The organism is Salinicola sp. (assembly GCF_982684285.1).
Map to the genome: position 1 here is coordinate 5,228 of NZ_CEXLVS010000033.1, position 17,666 is coordinate 22,893.

Here is a 17,666-nt window from a genome sequence, read left to right on the forward strand (position 1 = left end):
AACCCGCGCCGGAACCGAAATCGTAGCTATCGTGCTCGCCGGGCAGGTCCAGGCCGCGGGGGCTGGTGTCCGGACAGACGATCGCGATACCCAGCTCGGCCGCGGTCTTGAGCGCCCCCGCCTTCTGCATGAAATTCTCGTCGTTGCAGGTCAGACCGGAGAGCCACCACATCAGCGGCACGCGCCCCTCCTCGGCCTGCGGCGGAAGATAGATCGCGAAGATCATGTCGCAATCCAGCGCCCGGGAGTAATGCTTGTAGCGCTTGACCCAGCCACCGAAACTCTTGGTGGCCGAGACCAGCTCCAACTGCTCGCTCATCGACATGGTTTTCTCCTTGCAGCACCGGCGGCATCACCGCCGGCGGATTTGACGCGTGTCGGACGCGGTTCGCGCGGCCTCGGGCGCGATGGATCAGATGCCATTCGCGGCTTTGGACGCGTGTTGAAGACTCTTCGCGCGGCTTCGGGTGCGTATTAGTTGAAGGTCCTTCGCGCGGCTTCGGGCGCGTATCAAAAGTGCAGCACCGTACGAATGCTCTTGCCCGCGTGCAGCAGCTCGAACGCCTCGTTGATCTGGTCGAACGGCATGTCGTGGGTGACGAACTCGTCGATCTTGATCTCGCCGTCCATGTAGCGCTGGACGTAGCCCGGCAGCTCGGTACGGCCCTTGACGCCGCCGAAGGCGGAGCCCTTCCAGACCCGGCCGGTGACCAGCTGGAACGGGCGGGTGGAGATCTCTTCACCGGCGCCGGCAACGCCGATAATGATCGATTCGCCCCAGCCCTTGTGGCAGCACTCCAGCGCCGAACGCATCACGTTGACGTTGCCGATGCACTCGAAGGAGTAATCCACGCCACCGTCGGTCAGGTCGACGATCACCTGCTGGATCGGATCGCTGTAATCCTTCGGGTTGACGAACTCGGTCGCCCCGAACTGGCGCGCCAGCTCGAACTTGTCAGGATTGACATCGATGGCGATGATCCGCGACGCCTTGGCCATCTGCGCGCCCTGGATCACCGCCAGGCCGATGGCGCCGAGGCCGAATACGGCCACGGTGGAACCGGGCTCGACCTTGGCGGTATTCAACACGGCGCCGATACCGGTGGTGACGCCGCAGCCGAGCAGGCAGATCTTGTCCAGCGGGGCTTCCTTCGAGACCTTGGCCAGCGAGACTTCCGGCAGCACGGTGTACTCGGAGAAGGTCGAGGTGCCCATGTAGTGGTGCAGCGAGGTGCCGTTCTTCGAGAACCGCGTCGTGCCATCCGGCATCAGCCCCTTGCCCTGGGTCGCGCGCACCGCGCCACACAGGTTGGTCTTGCCGGAGAGGCAGAACTTGCACTTGCCGCATTCGGCGGTGTAGAGCGGGATGACGTGATCGCCCGGTTTCAGGCTGGTGACGCCCTCGCCCACTTCCTCGACGACCCCGGCGCCCTCGTGGCCCAGCACCGACGGGAACAGCCCCTCCGGATCCTTGCCGGAGAGCGTGTAGGCATCGGTATGGCAGACGCTGGTGGCGACGATGCGCACCATGACTTCACCCGCCTTGGGGCCCTGTACATCGATCTCTTCCAGCGAGAGCGGCTTGCCTGCTTCCCAGGCGATTGCGGCACGCGATTTCATACCAGAACTCCACTATGAGCTTGAGAAACTTCGATTCGGGTCGCTCGACATCCGGCCGGCGCCATGGCGACTCTTCCAGCTTCAGTCTAGGCGCACGCCGCCAGGCAATAAACCTGGCATTTCGCAGATGATTGTTGCCATGTAACAATAATAACCCCGCAGCGAGGAGAGGAGCCGCCGGTATGTCGCGCTGGGATGGTATCGAGGCATTCGTTGCCGTGGTCCGGCTGGGCACGTTCTCGCGCGCCGCCCAGTCGCTGAAGGTGTCCAACTCCCACGTCAGCCGGCTGGTCAGCCAACTGGAGCAGGAGCTGGGAACGCCGCTGCTCTATCGGACGACGCGCCAGATTCGGCTGACCGATGGCGGCGCCGTGTATTACGAACACTGCCGTTCGCTGCTCGACGGCTTCAAGGAGGCCGAGGCCGCGCTCAACGAGCTTCAGTCCCAGCCTCAGGGGCGGCTCGCCATCAGTTGCGCAACCACGTTCGGCGAGCGCTTCATCGCGCCGCTGGTCAATGACTTCCACTGTCGTTATCCCCAGCTCGACGTGCGCCTTCACTTCACCAATCGCACGGTCGAGCTGATCGACGAGGGCTTCGACGTGGCCATTCGCATGGGCGTGCTCAGGGATTCGAGCCTGCTGTCGCGGCGGCTGTGCCAGCGTCGCGAATACGTCGTCGGCGCCCCAGACTATTTTCAACGATACCCGACGCCGCACAGTCTCTCGGAGCTGTCGCACCACAACTGCCTGGTCGGATCGCGGGACAGCTGGCTGTTCAGCGTCGATGGCCGACAGCGCGAGGTTCGCGTGGCGGGGAACTGGCGGGGCAATTCGGGGCCGGCGCTGCTGGACGCCGCCTGCAAGGGCATCGGCCTGGCGCAGCTGCCGGACTACTACGTGGAAACGGCGATCCGCCAGGGCCAGCTGACGGCGGTGCTGGACCGCTACCAGTTCACCGACACCGCGGTGTGGGCGGTGTATCCCCGCCACCGCCAGCTCTCCTCGAAGATTCGCCTGCTGGTCGATTTCCTGGCCGAGCGGCTGCCGGATGCGATTGCGGCCGGTTAGGCATTCGCGCCATGACTGCAGGTCATCCGGGCCGGCGACATCCCGGCCCGGCACATCGCGAATCGTCGATTCAATGATGGAAGAAGTGATCGATACCGTCGTTGAGGTAGGCATCGCCGAACTCCGCTTCCCGCGCCAGTGCGGCGGGATCGGGCAGCTCAACACGCTGGCGCGAGCGCAGCAGCAGCCCCTCTTCCCGGAACGCGGTCAGGGTGCGGCTGACGTGCACCGACGACAGCCCCAGGGCATCGCCGAGGTGCTGTTGGGAGAGCGGCAACCGGATGCTGTTGCCCTGGCGGGCCTTGGTGCGCTCCAGTCTCACGTACATTTCGTAGATCAGGTGGGCGAGGCGCTGACGCGCGCTGCGACGAGCGAGATTGACGAGACGCTCGGTCAGCAGGGCCTGCTGGTGCGAGGAGATCGCGAAGAAAATGGTCGACAGGGTCAGCGATTCGCGGAAGACGTTGATCAACCGGCGATGCGGGAAATGACAGACGACACCATCCTCGAGCATGGCGACGCCGGTCAGCCGCTCCTTGAAGGCGAACTCCCTCAGGCCGATGATATCGCCGGGCAGGTAGATCTCGAGAATTTGACGGGAACCGTCTTCCATGTGACGGAAAGAGTAGGCCCAGCCCTTGCTCAGAGTACAGAACTCGCGGGCGGTATCGCCCTCCTGCCACAGTATCTGGTCGCCCTTGATTTCCGTCGGGCTCTGCTCGAGCTCGGCCAGCAGGGCCTCGTCATTCTCGGAAAGCTCACCGTAGTGCTTGAAATGACAGATAATGCAACTGTCTTGGCTCATTACCCTTGCCCTTGTTACGTGCTTCCTGGGCGACCGTGTCAGGCCCCCTGATTAAGGAGGTCGATATTGGCACAGCCAGACGCGATTGTCGTTATCACGCATCAGGGTCGACGACCCGGGCTAGGGCCGGGGAGGCCCGGGCCACGTCACGATCGGCGGATCAACACTCGATCGTGTTGACGGCCAACCCGCCGCGGGACGTCTCCTTGTACTTGTCCTGCATGTCACGCCCCGTATCCCGCATGGTGCGAATCACCTTGTCGAGGGAGACGAAATGCTCGCCGTCGCCGCGGAGTGCCATCTGGGCGGCATTGATCGCCTTGACCGATGCGATGGCGTTACGTTCGATACAGGGCACCTGAACCAGACCCGCGATCGGATCGCAGGTCAGCCCCAGGTTGTGCTCCAGCCCGATTTCGGCGGCATTCTCCACCTGCGCTGGCGTGCCGCCCATCAGCTCCGCCAACCCGGCGGCAGCCATCGCACAGGCCGACCCGACCTCGCCCTGGCAGCCTACCTCCGCTCCCGAGATCGAGGCGTTGGTCTTGCACAGCACGCCGATGGCGCCCGCCGTCAGCAGGAAACGGACCACGTCCCGCTCACAGGCGTCGGGCTGGAACTTCATGTAGTAGTGCAGTACCGCCGGCACGATGCCCGCCGCCCCGTTGGTGGGTGCGGTCACCATGCGACGCCCGGCGGCGTTCTCCTCGTTGACCGCCAGCGCGAAGAGATTGACCCAGTCCATCGCCGAGAACGTGCTGGCGATCAGGCTTTTCTCATCGTCCATCGCCAGCAGACGGCGATGCAGCGCAGGGGCCCGCCGCCTCACGTTGAGGCCGCCGGGCAGCACGCCCTGCTGGTCCAGGCCGCTGTCCACGCACGCCTTCATCGCCAGCCATATCTTCCACAATCCGCCGCGGATCTCGGGCTCGCTACGCCAGACCCGTTCGTTGGCAAGCATCACATCGCTGATGGAGATCCCTTCACGACGGCAGATTTCCAGCAGTTCGACCGCGTTTTTGAACGGGTAAGGGAGACTGACGGCAGACGACGCGGCATCGCCCTGGGCGGCCTGTTCGGCATCGACCACGAAGCCGCCACCGACCGAGTAGTAGGTGTTGTCGTGCACGACGCCGTGCTCGTCGTGAGCGCTGAGTCGCAGGGCGTTGGTGTGGTAGTCGAGAATCTCGTCGCACCATTGGATGTCCCGATGGGCGTCGAAGGCGATCGCCTGGACGCCCGCCAGCTTCAACTCCCCGTCGCGATGCATCGCCGCCAGCCGAAGCGCCAGGTCGTCGGGATCGACGGTCAACGGACGCTCCCCCATGAGGCCGCCGATGACGGCGCTATCCGTGTTGTGCCCTCTGCCGGTCGCCGACAGCGACCCATAGAGCGTGATCGATACCCGCTTCACCGAACTCAACAGCTCGCGCTGGCGCAGCGCCGAGACGAAGTCGTAGGCGGCCTGCATCGGGCCGACGGTATGCGAGCTCGAAGGGCCGATACCGATCTTGAACAGGTCGAACACACTGAATGGCATGTCGCCACCTCCGTTGTCGCTTGGGCACCAGGATCCGTCGCAACCGGAACAGGCACGAGATGTAGTTTGACTTCAGTGTGATAGCCGTTTACACCGGAAACAATCGATAAAAACTGCCGAACCTTATAGCCTGGCTAAACCATGATCCATACACTCAACGCACAGACTCACGCCTGGCTCAAGGTGTTCGCGGTCAGCGCCCGCCATCTGTCGTTCACCCGTGCGGCAGAGGAGCTCCATGTCACCACTGGCGCCGTCAGCCAGCAGATCAAGCAGTTGGAGGATCGCCTGGGCTTTCGACTGTTCAGGCGTCTACCACGCCAGTTGGCACTAACGGAAGAGGGCGAGCGGCTGGCGGGCGTGGTGTCCCAGGCCTACGAAGCCGTCGGGCTGGAAGTGGACCGCCTGCGCGGCGGTGTCATGAGCGGTGTGCTGCGGCTGCGCTGCCTGCCTTCGTTCCTGGCCAAGTGGTTGATGCCGAGGCTGCCGCGCCTGCAGGCCCGCTTTCCCGATATCGATCTGCACATCACCGCCGAGGACAGCAATCTCTCGCTGCTCGACGGCGGCTACGATCTGGCCATCGACCTCAACGACGGCCACTATCCCGGCCTTCAGACCACCGCCTTGATCGACGAGAAGATCTTTGCCGTCTGCTCGCCGCAGTTGCTCAGGAGACGGCCCCCTCTCACGCATCCCGAGGCCTTGGGTTACTACCCCCTGCTGCACGACGTGACGGCCTGGCGTGGCAGCCACGACTATGCCGAGTGGGAACACTATCTGAAGGCGATCGGCGGCGAGCGGGTCAATGTCAGGCGGGGTTACACGTTCAACCGCAACCCGCTGACGGTGGAAGCGGCGATCGCCGGCATGGGTGTGGCGATCGCCCGGCGCACGCTGATCGGTGACGAACTGGCCAGCGGACGCCTGATTGCACCGTTCGCCGGTTCCGTCGCAACCGGCAAGCGCTACGGGCTGGTCTATCAGCAAGGCGCCCTGGACGACCGTCGGGTGCAGGCGGTACACGATTGGCTGGAGGAGGAAGCGAGGCGATCCCAGGAGATCGCCCCCTCTTCCGGCTCCGTCGACTAATATCCGATCGATCGAGGCCCTGTCGACTAAGATCCTGTCGACTAAGATCCTGTCGCCCAAGGCTCTGTCGGCTGAGAGAGCCGCGCTCGCCCGGCTTCAGCGAACGACGCCGCGCTCGCGCAAGGCGGCGAGCCCCTCCCCCTCCACGCCCAGCGTCGCCAGCACCTCTTCGGTATGTTGCGCGAAGACCGGCGCCGGCCGCCGGATTTGCGCAGGCGTCGCCGACAGCTTGCTGGCGAAGCCGATGGTCTGCATGCGCCCGATGACGGGATGGTCGAGCTCCTGGACCATGCCCCGCTCCCGGTAGTGCGGAGCGGCCATCGCCTGGGCAAAGTCGTTGATCGGCCCAGCCGGTACGCCGGCTTCGTCGCACCGGCTCAGCCAGTGCTGCGTGTCGGCCGTGCACATCAGCTCCTCCAGCAACGACTCCAGGACATCGACGTTGCGACCGCGGTCGCTGTTGGTGAGGAAGCGAGGATCCTCGGTCAAGTCGGCACGCTCCAGCACGTCGTTACAGAACCGCTCCCAGGTGCGCTGGTTGGCGCATCCCAGCATCATGTAGCCGTCCTGGACCTTGACCGCCTGATAAGGCGCGGAAACACGGTGCCGCCATCCGGTCGGCTGCGGAACGCGCCCCTCGGCGAAGTAAGCGGCCGCTTCCCAGGTGAACCACGGCAGGCCGCACTCGGCGATCGCGACATCGACCAGTTGCCCCTCGCCGGTCTTCTGCTTGTGGATGTAGGCCGCCAGTATCGAATAGATCGCGGTGATCCCGGCCCCGATGTCGTAGACCGCGACGCCGGTCTTCAATGGCCGCCGCCCCGGCTCGCCGGTCATCGACATCAGCCCCGTCATCCCCTGGGCGACCAGGTCGAAACCGCCCTTGCGCCGATAGGGGCCGGTCTGCCCGTAGCCGGATATCGAACAGTAGACCAGACCGGGATTGATCTCCTTGAGCGTGTCGTAGTCGATCTTCAGCGACTGGGTCACGCCGGGGCGATAGTTCTCGACCACGACGTCCACTTCCTTCGCCAGCCGGTAGAACAGCGCCAGCCCGTCGGGCTCCTTGAGGTTGAGCGAGATGCTGCGCTTGTTGCGGTTGATCTGCGCGAAACAGGTGGACTCGTCATTGACGTAGGGTCCCATCTGACGGCTGTCGTCGCCGCCATTGGTCTTCTCCACCTTGATCACGTCCGCGCCCATGTCCCCCAGCACCATGGTGCAGTACGGGCCGGCCATGATCTGCGAGATGTCGAGTACTTTCATGCCTTCCAACGGTAACATGGCAATTCCCCCTAACGGCCTTCGAATGGCGAGCAGCAAGGCTGCGAGTGGCGTGGCAGATCGGGCACGCACGTTCCCACCGCGGAGGGATTCGGCATCCGCGTTTTCCGGCGTGTGGGAACGGCGTGGCGTCGCCTAGCGGCCCTGCCAGGTATATGGCGTCTTGTCGACGAAACGCCGAACGGCGCCGCGAAAGTCCTCGCTGGTGTAGCAGAGCGCGATCAGGTCATCGGCGGCGTCATGCGCGGGCCGGCGCTCCTCCAGGATGCGATTGATGCAGGTCTTGGCGGCTCGCATCGTCAGCGGCGCATGGCCGGAGAGTTTCCCGGCGAGCCTCTCGGCGGCCTCGTCCAGCGCACCACTCTCGACGACGGCATCGATCAGGCCGATGGACGACGCCTCCTCTGCCTCGATCGTCTGCGCCAGCATCAGCACCCGTTTGGTGCGCGGGATCCCGATCAGATCGACCAGCCTCGACACGTTGGTGATCGACATGCAGTTGCCCAACGTCCTGGCGATGGGGATCCCGAACTTGAGGCTCTCGTTGGCGTAACGGAAATCGCAGGCCAGGGCGATGGCCGCCCCTCCCCCGATGCAGTAGCCATCGAGCAGCGCCACCGTCGGCGTGGCGAGCTGTTCGAGGCCGCCGATCATGCGGTCGATCCGGCGCTCGTAGTCGATGCCATCCTCGGGCCCGTTGAACTCGGCGAACTGCTTGATATCGGTACCCGCCACGAAGGCTTCGCCACCCTCGCCGCGAAAGGCGATCAGCCTGACCTCTTCGTCCTCGTCGAACTGCCGGCAGGCCTGGTGCATGGTCTCGTACATGTGCCAGGTCATCGCGTTGCGAGCCTCGGGTCGGTTGAAGCGAATCCAGCCGATCCCGCCCTCCTGGTAACAGCGGATCTCGTCGTCTTGAATCATTGCGGCTTCTCCTCGGATCGAGACATGCTCGATCCCGCAGATTCGGTGCCCCGTCTCAGCTGCCGTAGATCATGTGCACCAGCAGCAGCGCGAAGTCGGGGACGTAGGTATTGAATATCAGCACGATGAACAGCACGCCGAGGAACCACAGGTTGGTTCGGGTCGTGCGCCAGATATCGGCCTTGGCGATGGAGCACGAGGCGATCAGCACGCTCGCCACCGGCGGCGTCTGCTGACCGATGGCCAGGTTGAGCGTGACGATCAGCCCGAAATGCAGCGGATCGATCCCGACGCTGATGATCAGTGGCAACACGATCGGCACCACCAGAATGATCGCCGCCGCCGAGTGCAGGAAGACCCCCAGGATCAGGAAGATGACGTTGAGCAGCGCCAGGATCACGTACTTGTTGTCGGTGAGGCCGCTGATCGAGTTGGCCAGTTGCTGCGGCAGCTGGGACTCGGTGAGATAGAGCCCCACCAGCGCGGAGCTGGCGACCAGCAGCATCACCACCGCGGTCTGGATGCCGGCGTCCAGACAGGACTTCCATAGCGTCTTCAGCGAGAACTCGCGATAGACCACCGCGCTGATGAAGATAGCGACCACCACCGCCAACGCCGCACCTTCGGTGGCAGTGACGATGCCACCGAAGATACCGCCGAGAATGATCACGGGAATCAGCAGCGCCCAGATCGCCTCCTTGAACGACTTCCATACCCGGCTGGCCTGAAAACGGCCTTCGGACGGAAAGTTGTGCTTGCGCGCCAGGAAGTAGCAGACGATCGCCAGGCCCAGGGCGCCCAGCAGCCCCGGGAAGATACCGGCGACGAACATCTTGACCACCGACTCTCCCGACATCACCGCGTAGAGAATCATCGGGATCGAGGGCGGCAGGATGATCGCCAGGCTGGCGGCGGACGACGAGATCGCCGCGGCGAACTCCTTGGAGTAACCCCGGTTCTTCATCGCCGGGATCAGCAGGCTGCCCAGCGCGGAAACCCCGGCCACGGCAGAGCCGGAAATCTCGGCAAAGAAGATCGAGGAACCGATGGTGACCATGGCCAGGCCGCCCTTGACGAAGCCCACCAGCGACGCCGCGAAGTCGATCAGACGCCGCGAGATGCTCGAGGCGTTCATGATCGCTCCGGCCAGAATGAACAGCGGGATGGCGATCAGCGGAAAGTTGGTCGCACCCTCGAACATGGTCAGCCCGATATTGGGCAGCGCATAGACGCCGTAGCTGGAGTACACCGCGATGGCGCCGACCAGACCGAGCGCGATGGCAATGGGAACATTGAGCACGATCAATACCAGGAGTCCTGCGAACATCAGCGCCAGAATCATCGTGTCACACTCCCCGCGTCGGACTGACTTGCCATGTTCGGACTCAGGCCCACCTCCTCCAGCTCGTGATCGACGAACCCCTCCCCGCGTGCCTGGCGGATGACTTCCGGCAGACGCAGCAGCTCGGCGATGATGAACAGGACCGAGGCGATCGGCAGCGCCGACTGGGTGAACTGCAGCGAGACGCTGGTCAGGCTGATCATGGTGGAACCGGCCAGGATCTGGACGACCTGCCACCCTGTCACCGCCAGCAGCACGAAGAAGGCGATGGGCACCGCCTCTCCCAGCAGTGCGATCGGCAGCCGTATCCTGGGCGGAAACGCATTGACGATACTCGGACAGGCAATGTGTGCTCCCTTGGCCGCGGCGAGCGCCGCACCGTAGTAGGTCAGCCAGGCCAGGCTGATCGAGGCCGCTTCGTCGTACCAGGTAAACGGCGACCCCACCAGGCGCGACAGGAAACCGACGATGACGATTCCCGCCAGCGCCATCATGTTGATGACCACGACGACCTCGAGCAGGCGGCTGAAGCCATCGCGCAGCGTGTTCAGGGTTTTCACAGGCGGCTCCTTCGTCCGCAGCCCGGCCACGCCCCGCTTGGCGGGAGCGGCCGGACGCGCGAGTTAACTGGCGGGTTGCAGTTCACGCACCTTGTCGAGCATCTCCTGGCCCCCGTCCACATCCTTGACGAACATGTCGTAGACCGGCTTGGAGGCGTCGATGAAGGCCTGACGATCGATCTCGTTGATCTCGAGCCCGGCATCACGCATCTTGGCGAGCGTCTCCTCGTCGAGCTTCGCGCCCTGCTCCAACGCCTAGGGCTCCCTCTCCACGGCCGTCTGCTGGAGCACATCACGCACATGCTGGGGCAACCGGTTCCAGCTCATGCCGGCGGTCACGAAAGCGGGGGTATAGATGTGATCGGAGAGCGAGAGATACTTCTGCACCTCCTGCAGGCGCGAGGCGTAGGTCTGGACCAGCGGATTTTCCTGGCCGTCCATCGCACCCGTCTGCAGGGCGACGAACACCTCGGAAAGCGCCATCGGTGAAGGGTTCGCACCGTAGCTCTTGAACATCTCGACCCGCCAGACGCCCTGCGGTACCCGCAGCTTGATTCCGGAAAGATCGGCCGGCGTATTGATCGGACGAACGTTGTTGGTGATCTGGCGGAAGCCGTTCTCCCAGACGCCGATGATGTGGTAGCCGCGGCTCTTGGCCACCGGATAGAGCTGGGGTCTCACCACCTCGTCGCGCACCTTGGCCATATGGTCGCGATCGGCGATGAGGTACGGCATTTCGAACAGCGCGAACTGGGGCGCCACGCTGCTCATCACGGTCGAGGGCAGCGCCAGATCGACGGTGCCCAACTTGAGTTTCTTCAGCAGTTCGGAGTCGCCACCGAGCTGGCTGGAGCCATAGACGACCACCTTGGCCTCGCCCGCCAGCTTCTCGTTGGCGCGCTTGGCATATTCCTGGGCCACATTGGCAAAGAGCGACCCCGGCTCGCCGACATGGGCAAACTTGACCTGGATTTCCTGAGCGCTGGCGTGGCTGACCCCGGCCAACAGCGCGAGCGCTACCAGTCCAACTTTGAGACTTTTCATCACTGGCGTCCTTCCGTCTTTTTTGTATTGGCTCGCCTGAACGATGGGCCGAAAAAGCGCCGTCCGGATCAGGGCAACGCTCGGCCGATACCCCGCAATGCGAGCACCTTGGGATCTTGCAATCGAATTATGAATTCATAATTCAATTTGAACCAATCCAACATTTGTCTATTGGCGTAAAGTCTCACCACCGCCCCGCGGTCGGGACGAGGCAATGACTGCCAGGGAGGAAGTGCGGGTCGGCGGAACCGAAACAGGTGCAACCGGTGCAGGGCTGGGGGAGAAGCCGACGAGCGGCGGCAAGGCGACAACCGGCGACGTAGGGGCCGGGCCGGATCAGGGGTCACGCGATGGCGACGATTCTCTGGCTCGAACTGGCGCTGCCGACTGCCAATGCCGCCCTACCGGGCACGGGCGGTTTCCGCACAGCGCCCCAGGGGCTGACAACGGCGAAACTCAGGACGAAGCGGCAAGATCGTCGTCGATCACGCCGCTCGCAGCCGCGACCACGAGCTTGTGCCGCAGGTGTTCCCGCAGGATATTGCCCAGGCGCTCGCCGTCACGGTCCAGCAAGCAGTCGATCATGGCTTCGTGGTCGGCCACCGCCTGCTTCCAGTATTCATCGGTCATGCTGGTGGAGAATCGCACACGTTGGATACGATGGTTCAGGCTGCTGTGGGTCTCCCGCAGCACCTCGTTGCGGGACGCCAGCATGATCGCGTCGTGGATCCGCTGATTGAACTCGAAATAAGGCCGAATCTCCTTGCGCTTGTAGTACGCCATCATCTGGTAATGCAGCGCCTGGATATCGGCAATCTCCTCTTCGGTGATGTGGCGACAGGCCAGCTCGCCGGACAGCCCTTCCAGGGCTCCCATCACGCTGTAGGTCTCTTCCAGCATCTGCCGGGTCAAGCGCATCACTCGCGCGCCGCGGTTGGGCAGGAGTTCGACCATGCCCTCGGATGCCAGCACCTTCAGCGCTTCCCGAAGCGGCGTTCGGGAAATGCCGAACTGCTCGCACAGCCTTTTCTCCGGGATACGCGTTCCGGGAAGCAGGAGACCTTCGTTGATCATGTCGCGGATACGGGCTGCCGCCTCGCCATATAGCGTGTTCTGCTGGATCTTGATCATGGGATGCTCGTGACGGATTCGTTTGCCCTATTCTCCCAATGGCGCATGGATAGCGCCACCCAAAGTGAATTATGAATACAAAACAGCCAAAGGAGAACGAGAATGCGCAACGTCTACCCGACTCACCAGACCTTGTCGCTGGCCCAGGCCCGTCGGATCATCGACGCCGCGTTGGCTCATGCGACGGCCCAGGCGATGAATCCCATCACGGTGACAGTCATGGATATCAGCGGACATCCGCTGAGCTGCGACAGAGCCGACGGCTGCGCCACGCTGCGCCTGGCGGTAGCACACGGCAAGGCCAGGGCGGCACTGGGCTACGGCGTGTCCAGCGGAACCATCGGCCAGCGCAACGAGTCGCGCCCGGCGTTCCTCTCGGCCGTCGCGGCGGCTTCTCAAGGTGAGTTCATCCCCGTTGCCGGGGGCGTGCTGATTCTCGACCCACAGAAGCGCGTCATCGGCGCGGTCGGCGTCAGCGGGGATAGCTCCGAGAATGACGAGAAGGCCGCCATCGCGGGCATCGAGGCCGCCCATCTGGGCGTAGGACTCGCACCAAAAGATTAAGGAGTCCTTAGAAAACGGTCAAACACCGTTTCTTAAGAAACTTAAGCCTGATATTCTTAGCCGGCTACTAATTTCTCGCAGGCATAGAATATGATCGGATTCTCTTTTCGGGCGGTTTCCGCAAGAGCAGGCGCTTACATCCTCCTCCTCGCGGGGCTCATGCAAGCGGTACTGACGATCGATGCCAGGCATGTCGGGGCCCCCAACTTCGGCGAGACATCGTTGACCGAGCTGACCCAGGCGCTGCTGCTGCTGTTCTGCGCCCTCATGATGGGGTACATGCGCTACCGTTACCGGGTGCTACGCACCATCAGCCTGCTGATGGGAGCCTTCTTCGCGATGTCGTTGATTCGCGAAAACGATCTGTGGCTGGATACCTACGTCTTCGACGGCGCCTGGCAATGCCTGGTCGCGCTGGTCGCATTGCCGGCTCTCGTCGCAACGATCCGTGCTCGCCATGATTTCGTCGACGAGTTCGCGCAAGTGAGCAACAGCCTGGGATTTGGACTGTTCGCGGCTGGTTTCCTGACGACCTACGTATTTTCCCGCCTCTACGGGCGCAGCGAACTGTGGCAAGCCTTGATGGGCGACCACTATCTCCGGGTCGTCAAGGATGCAGCGGAAGAGATAACGGAACTGACCGGCTACAGCCTGCTGCTGTTCGCGAGCATCGAACTGTTGCTGATGGGGACGGCACTCCATCAGGCCCGGTCGGCATCCAACGAGCGCTCACAGGTCCCGGTGGGCGCCAGCGAGCCGACAGCGTCGGCCATACCGTCCCAGTGCAGCCCGGGCCACACCCGCTAGGCCTGATACGACAAAGCCGTTGACCCTGGTGGATGCAACGGCCTCTAACATCTAACAGCCCGCAATCGACGCGGTTCAGTTGTCGGTCACCTTGGGCGGCTCGATCTCCAGCTTCTGGGCGGCGATGACGGCCTGGGTGCGGGAATGAACTCCCAGCTTGCGCAGGATCGCGGTCACGTGCGCCTTGATGGTCGCCTCCGAGACGTTAAGCTCATAAGCGATCTGCTTGTTGAGCAAGCCTTCCGTCAGCATGTTTAGCACGCGAAACTGCTGTGGCGTCAGCGAGGCGATCGCCTCGGCGAAGCGGGCATCTTCCTCGCTGCCCTCCCCCATGGCATCGGCCAGTTCCGGGGGCAACCAGACCTCCCCCTTGAGAACTTCGCCAATGGCTTCGGCAATGGTATCCAGCGAAGCGGACTTGGGAATGAAACCCGAGGCACCGTAATCGATGGCGCGACGAACGACATCCACCTCTTCACTGCCCGACACCACGGTCACCGGGATATCCGGCATCTGTCCGCGAAGTTGGATCAGCCCCGAAAATCCGTGAGCGCCGGGCATGTGCAGGTCGAGCAGGATCAAGTCGGCATCGGGATGGCGGGTGACGACTTCCGTCGTCGCCTCCATGGTATCCGCCTCGACGATCTCCGCTTGCGGCGACACCTGTCGCAATGCCTGATTGAGCGCCGCCCGGAAGAGTGGGTGGTCATCGGCAACGATGAATTTCTGGGCAAAAGCCATTGATTCTCCTCCGGCGCTGTCGAGATATGTGGCGAGATAGCCGGTTCACTATCGCCATCTGGACAATATAATCCAACTATTGATTAACGGCATGTTACCCCATGCGATCGTGGAATCCCAAGCCTCAAATCAACGCGGGGAAAATCCCCGGATAGTCGGTGGGTAGGCGCGTGGTATACGCGGAAAAAAAGTTCGGTCGTCCCGGAAAGCTGGCGCGCTTCCCTCCCTTCGGAGTGGCACGAAACTCACTACGAGGAAAGCCTCTTTCAGGACGACCGAACGACAATCATCAGTCAAAATAAGTGCTCATGGCTCATATTAACTAGTCATGTAGTTGTTACCCTGATAATGAAGAAAGTCATTTCCATTTAGCCTTCGCCATCTCTCAGGTGCGCACGTGGCGATTTTCGATCAGATCCTCCACGACGCCGGGATCGGCAAGCGTCGAAGTGTCGCCCAGGCCATCGCACTCGTCGGCGGCGATCTTGCGCAGGATACGGCGCATGATCTTGCCGGAGCGGGTCTTCGGCAGCCCCGGCGCCCACTGGATCACGTCGGGAGTGGCGATGGGACCGATATCCTTGCGCACCCACTGCTTGAGCTCCTGCTTCAATTCATCGCTGGGCTCCACATCGTCGTTGAGCGTGACATAGACGTAGATGCCCTGCCCCTTGATGTCGTGCGGGTAGCCGACCACGGCTGCCTCGGCCACGGACTCATGCGCGACCAGGGAGGACTCGATCTCCGCCGTGCCCATGCGGTGACCGGATACATTCAGCACGTCGTCGATGCGCCCGGTGATCCAGTAGTCCCCATCCTCGTCACGACGGCAGCCGTCACCGGTGAAGTAGACCCCTTCGTAGGTCGAGAAATAGGTCTGCACGAAACGGTCGTGGTTGTTCCAGATGGAGCGGGCCTGTCCGGGCCAGGAGTCCAGAATGACCAGATTGCCATCGGCCGCCCCCTCGAGCCGCTTGCCCTCGTTGTCGACCAGCGCCGGCTGAACGCCGAAGAACGGCTTGGTCGCGCACCCCGGCTTGAGATCGGTCGCCCCCGGCATCGGCGTGATCATGTGCCCGCCGGTTTCGGTCTGCCACCAGGTGTCGACGATCGGGCAACGGGAGTTGCCGACCACGCGATAGAACCAGTCCCAGGCCTCCGGGTTGATCGGTTCCCCGACCGAGCCGAGGATCCGTAACGAATCGCGCCGGCTGTCGTCCATGATGTGCTCGCCATGCGCCATCAGCGCGCGAATGGCGGTCGGCGAGGTGTAAAGAATCGCCACCTGATGCTTGTCGACGATCTGGCCGATACGCCCGTGGCTCGGGTAAGTCGGCACGCCTTCGAACATCAGCGTCGTGGCACCGTTGGCAAGCGGCCCGTAGACGATATAGCTGTGCCCCGTGATCCAGCCGACATCGGCGGCGCACCAGTAGACCTCGCCTTCGTGGTAATCGAAAACCGTGCGATGCGTCAGCGCGGCATAGAGGAGATACCCGCCTGAGGTGTGCTTCAACCCCTTGGGCGTTCCTGTCGAGCCCGAGGTATAGAGGATGAACAGCGGGTCCTCGGCGTTCACCGGCTCCGCGGGACAATCGGTGGACTGCTGATCGACGATGTCGTCGAACCAGCGATCGCGCCCCTCGTGCCACTGGATATCACCACCGGTGCGCCTGACGACCAGCACCGACTCGACCACGTCGGTGCCCTCTCGCGTCAACGCCGCGTCGACGTTGTCCTTCAACGGCACCTGCTTGCCGCCGCGTACCGATTCGTCGGCGGTGATCACGACGCGGGATTGGGAGTCGACGACACGTCCCGCCAGTGCGTCCGGAGAGAATCCGCCGAACACCACCGAATGCACTGCGCCGATCCGGGCACAGGCGAGCATGGCCATGGCCGCTTCCGGCACCATCGGCATGTAGAGCGTGACCGTATCGCCCTTGCCGACGCCCAGGGACCTGAGACCGTTGGCGAGCTGCGAGACCCGCTGATGCAACTCGCGATAGGTAATGATCTTATGGTCGTTCGGATCGTCGCCTTCCCAGATGATGGCGGGCTGGTCGCCGCGGGAGTCGAGATGACGATCGAGGCAGTTGTGGGCGACGTTGAGCTCACCATCCTCGAACCAGCGAATATCGACGTTATCGGAGGCAAACGACGTGTTCTTGATGGTGGAGGGCTTCTTGCTCCAGCTCAGGCTGTCCGCCTGCTCCCGCCAGAAGCCTTCGGGGTCTTCCACCGACTGGCGATAGAGCTGCTGGTAACGATCGCGATCGATCCAGGCATCGGCTGCCAAGCGCTCATCGACAGGATATATGCGCTGCTGTTCGCTCATGCTCCAATCCCCCTTCGTTCGAACCCATTCGACGGTGAAAGCCTAGCCGACTCAATGTGATAGACCCTCTCTTGCGCGGTCCGTCAGCATATAACGGCGGCACCGGCCACCCCCTATTAGACCTTCGTCTCACCGAGTTTCGGTCAACCTGCGCCGTTGCGCCAATTCCGTGAAAGAGGCGATGGCGGCAATTGACGAAACCGGCAAGCGACGGCCCGGCGCGACACTCATGCTATTGGGGCGTTTCCCGGTGAGCGAAGCTCAGTGGTGCTCGGCAGTGACGGCACCGGTAACGGGTGCCCTTCAGTGCCTGCGAATGACGCCGACCGGTAAAGCGATGCAGTGTCTCGCAACGGCAGCGGTAGAGATAGGGCGCGGGACTGGCCCGCGCCACGTCGAAGCGGTGCGTGACGACTGGCGCCAGGCCGTAGAGATTTCGCATCACCGTCTTCCACTCGCGTCCGTGGGGGCGCGCCCGCGCGCCCTCTTCGAGATGAAAGACCAGCCAGTGCGCCATCTCGTGAGGCACGATCTCATCGATGAAAGGCTGCCGATTTTCCTGCAGCAGCGTGCGATTGAAGCGTAGCCCGCCACGCTGGTAGTGGGCCTGCCCTGCGCTTCGCCCACGCAGATCGAACCAGATCCGCGGCCGGGGCAGCGCGGGGTGCACCTCCCGTGCCAGCTGCCAGGCCGCCTCCGCCTGATGCAAGAGCCGTCTTTCGAGCGCGGCGGGATCGAGCGCATCCAGCGCCTGGGCATCGCTTTCCCCGAGCGCGGGGGCGGGAGAGGAGGAACGCAGATTCGTCA

General features: G+C 63.2%; 18 protein-coding genes. 4 read left to right on the plus strand and 14 right to left on the minus strand.

What is annotated here, in order from left to right; translation table 11 throughout:
- Window positions 1–325 (minus strand): alpha/beta hydrolase-fold protein (locus AC3AYF_RS04790; RefSeq protein ID WP_487779457.1); only part of this gene is annotated, 325 nt, incomplete at its 3' end.
- A 185-nt stretch (window positions 326–510) separates the two neighbouring features.
- The gene (locus AC3AYF_RS04795; protein WP_149435870.1) at window positions 511–1,620 is read right to left on the minus strand and encodes an S-(hydroxymethyl)glutathione dehydrogenase/class III alcohol dehydrogenase; all 1,110 of its coding nucleotides are present in this window, start codon (window positions 1,618–1,620) and stop codon (window positions 511–513) included.
- Between the two features lie 182 nt (window positions 1,621–1,802).
- Between AC3AYF_RS04795 and AC3AYF_RS04800 the strand changes: the two genes are divergently transcribed.
- The gene (locus AC3AYF_RS04800; protein WP_295037188.1) at window positions 1,803–2,690 is read left to right on the plus strand and encodes a LysR substrate-binding domain-containing protein; all 888 of its coding nucleotides are present in this window, start codon (window positions 1,803–1,805) and stop codon (window positions 2,688–2,690) included.
- A 70-nt stretch (window positions 2,691–2,760) separates the two neighbouring features.
- Here the strand turns inward: AC3AYF_RS04800 and AC3AYF_RS04805 are convergent, their stop codons facing one another.
- Both AC3AYF_RS04805 and AC3AYF_RS04810 read right to left on the minus strand, forming a co-directional pair.
- On the minus strand, window positions 2,761–3,495 hold the full coding sequence (locus AC3AYF_RS04805; protein WP_295037187.1) for a Crp/Fnr family transcriptional regulator: 735 nt from the start codon (window positions 3,493–3,495) through the stop codon (window positions 2,761–2,763).
- Between the two features lie 160 nt (window positions 3,496–3,655).
- On the minus strand, window positions 3,656–5,035 hold the full coding sequence (locus AC3AYF_RS04810) for an L-serine ammonia-lyase (protein ID WP_295037186.1): 1,380 nt from the start codon (window positions 5,033–5,035) through the stop codon (window positions 3,656–3,658).
- Window positions 5,036–5,176: 141 nt separating this feature from the next.
- Between AC3AYF_RS04810 and AC3AYF_RS04815 the strand changes: the two genes are divergently transcribed.
- Window positions 5,177–6,124 (plus strand): LysR substrate-binding domain-containing protein, encoded by a 948-nt coding sequence (locus tag AC3AYF_RS04815; RefSeq protein WP_295037185.1) that lies wholly within the window; start codon window positions 5,177–5,179, stop codon window positions 6,122–6,124.
- A 96-nt stretch (window positions 6,125–6,220) separates the two neighbouring features.
- Here the strand turns inward: AC3AYF_RS04815 and AC3AYF_RS04820 are convergent, their stop codons facing one another.
- The 7 genes from AC3AYF_RS04820 to AC3AYF_RS04850 all read right to left on the minus strand — a co-directional run bounded on the left by AC3AYF_RS04820 (window position 6,221) and on the right by AC3AYF_RS04850 (window position 12,409).
- The gene (locus AC3AYF_RS04820; RefSeq protein WP_487779458.1) at window positions 6,221–7,408 is read right to left on the minus strand and encodes a CaiB/BaiF CoA transferase family protein; all 1,188 of its coding nucleotides are present in this window, start codon (window positions 7,406–7,408) and stop codon (window positions 6,221–6,223) included.
- A 135-nt stretch (window positions 7,409–7,543) separates the two neighbouring features.
- The gene (locus AC3AYF_RS04825) at window positions 7,544–8,332 is read right to left on the minus strand and encodes an enoyl-CoA hydratase/isomerase family protein (RefSeq protein ID WP_295037182.1); all 789 of its coding nucleotides are present in this window, start codon (window positions 8,330–8,332) and stop codon (window positions 7,544–7,546) included.
- Window positions 8,333–8,387: 55 nt separating this feature from the next.
- On the minus strand, window positions 8,388–9,674 hold the full coding sequence (locus AC3AYF_RS04830; RefSeq protein ID WP_295037181.1) for a TRAP transporter large permease: 1,287 nt from the start codon (window positions 9,672–9,674) through the stop codon (window positions 8,388–8,390).
- Window positions 9,671–10,234: a TRAP transporter small permease gene (locus AC3AYF_RS04835; protein WP_487779459.1), complete on the minus strand. Its 564-nt coding sequence runs from the start codon at window positions 10,232–10,234 to the stop codon at window positions 9,671–9,673. Before AC3AYF_RS04835 ends, AC3AYF_RS04830 begins: the two co-directional genes overlap by 4 nt.
- A 63-nt stretch (window positions 10,235–10,297) precedes the next feature.
- On the minus strand, window positions 10,298–10,486 hold the full coding sequence (locus AC3AYF_RS04840; protein ID WP_295037178.1) for a hypothetical protein: 189 nt from the start codon (window positions 10,484–10,486) through the stop codon (window positions 10,298–10,300).
- Between the two features lie 3 nt (window positions 10,487–10,489).
- Window positions 10,490–11,278, minus strand: coding sequence for a TRAP transporter substrate-binding protein (locus AC3AYF_RS04845; protein WP_295037176.1), 789 nt, complete (start codon window positions 11,276–11,278; stop codon window positions 10,490–10,492).
- Window positions 11,279–11,734: 456 nt separating this feature from the next.
- Entirely contained in the window at window positions 11,735–12,409 is a 675-nt protein-coding gene (locus AC3AYF_RS04850; RefSeq protein ID WP_295037174.1) for a GntR family transcriptional regulator, read from the minus strand.
- 102 nt (window positions 12,410–12,511) lie between these two features.
- On the opposite strand from AC3AYF_RS04850, the gene AC3AYF_RS04855 reads away from it, so the two are divergent.
- Window positions 12,512–12,973, plus strand: a complete 462-nt coding sequence (locus AC3AYF_RS04855) for a GlcG/HbpS family heme-binding protein (protein WP_295037171.1) — start codon at window positions 12,512–12,514, stop codon at window positions 12,971–12,973.
- A gap of 159 nt (window positions 12,974–13,132) precedes the next feature.
- The gene (locus tag AC3AYF_RS04860) at window positions 13,133–13,780 is read left to right on the plus strand and encodes a hypothetical protein (RefSeq protein ID WP_295037170.1); all 648 of its coding nucleotides are present in this window, start codon (window positions 13,133–13,135) and stop codon (window positions 13,778–13,780) included.
- Window positions 13,781–13,855: 75 nt separating this feature from the next.
- Here AC3AYF_RS04860 and AC3AYF_RS04865 read toward each other — a convergent pair whose 3' ends face one another.
- The 3 genes from AC3AYF_RS04865 to AC3AYF_RS04875 form a co-directional block, all read right to left on the minus strand.
- Entirely contained in the window at window positions 13,856–14,521 is a 666-nt protein-coding gene (locus tag AC3AYF_RS04865; RefSeq protein ID WP_110603058.1) for a response regulator, read from the minus strand.
- A 385-nt stretch (window positions 14,522–14,906) separates the two neighbouring features.
- Window positions 14,907–16,859, minus strand: a complete 1,953-nt coding sequence (acs, locus tag AC3AYF_RS04870; RefSeq protein ID WP_295037166.1) for an acetate--CoA ligase — start codon at window positions 16,857–16,859, stop codon at window positions 14,907–14,909.
- Between the two features lie 232 nt (window positions 16,860–17,091).
- Window positions 17,092–17,658, minus strand: a complete 567-nt coding sequence (locus AC3AYF_RS04875) for a SprT family zinc-dependent metalloprotease (protein ID WP_487779460.1) — start codon at window positions 17,656–17,658, stop codon at window positions 17,092–17,094.
- Between the last annotated feature and the right edge of the window lie 8 nt (window positions 17,659–17,666).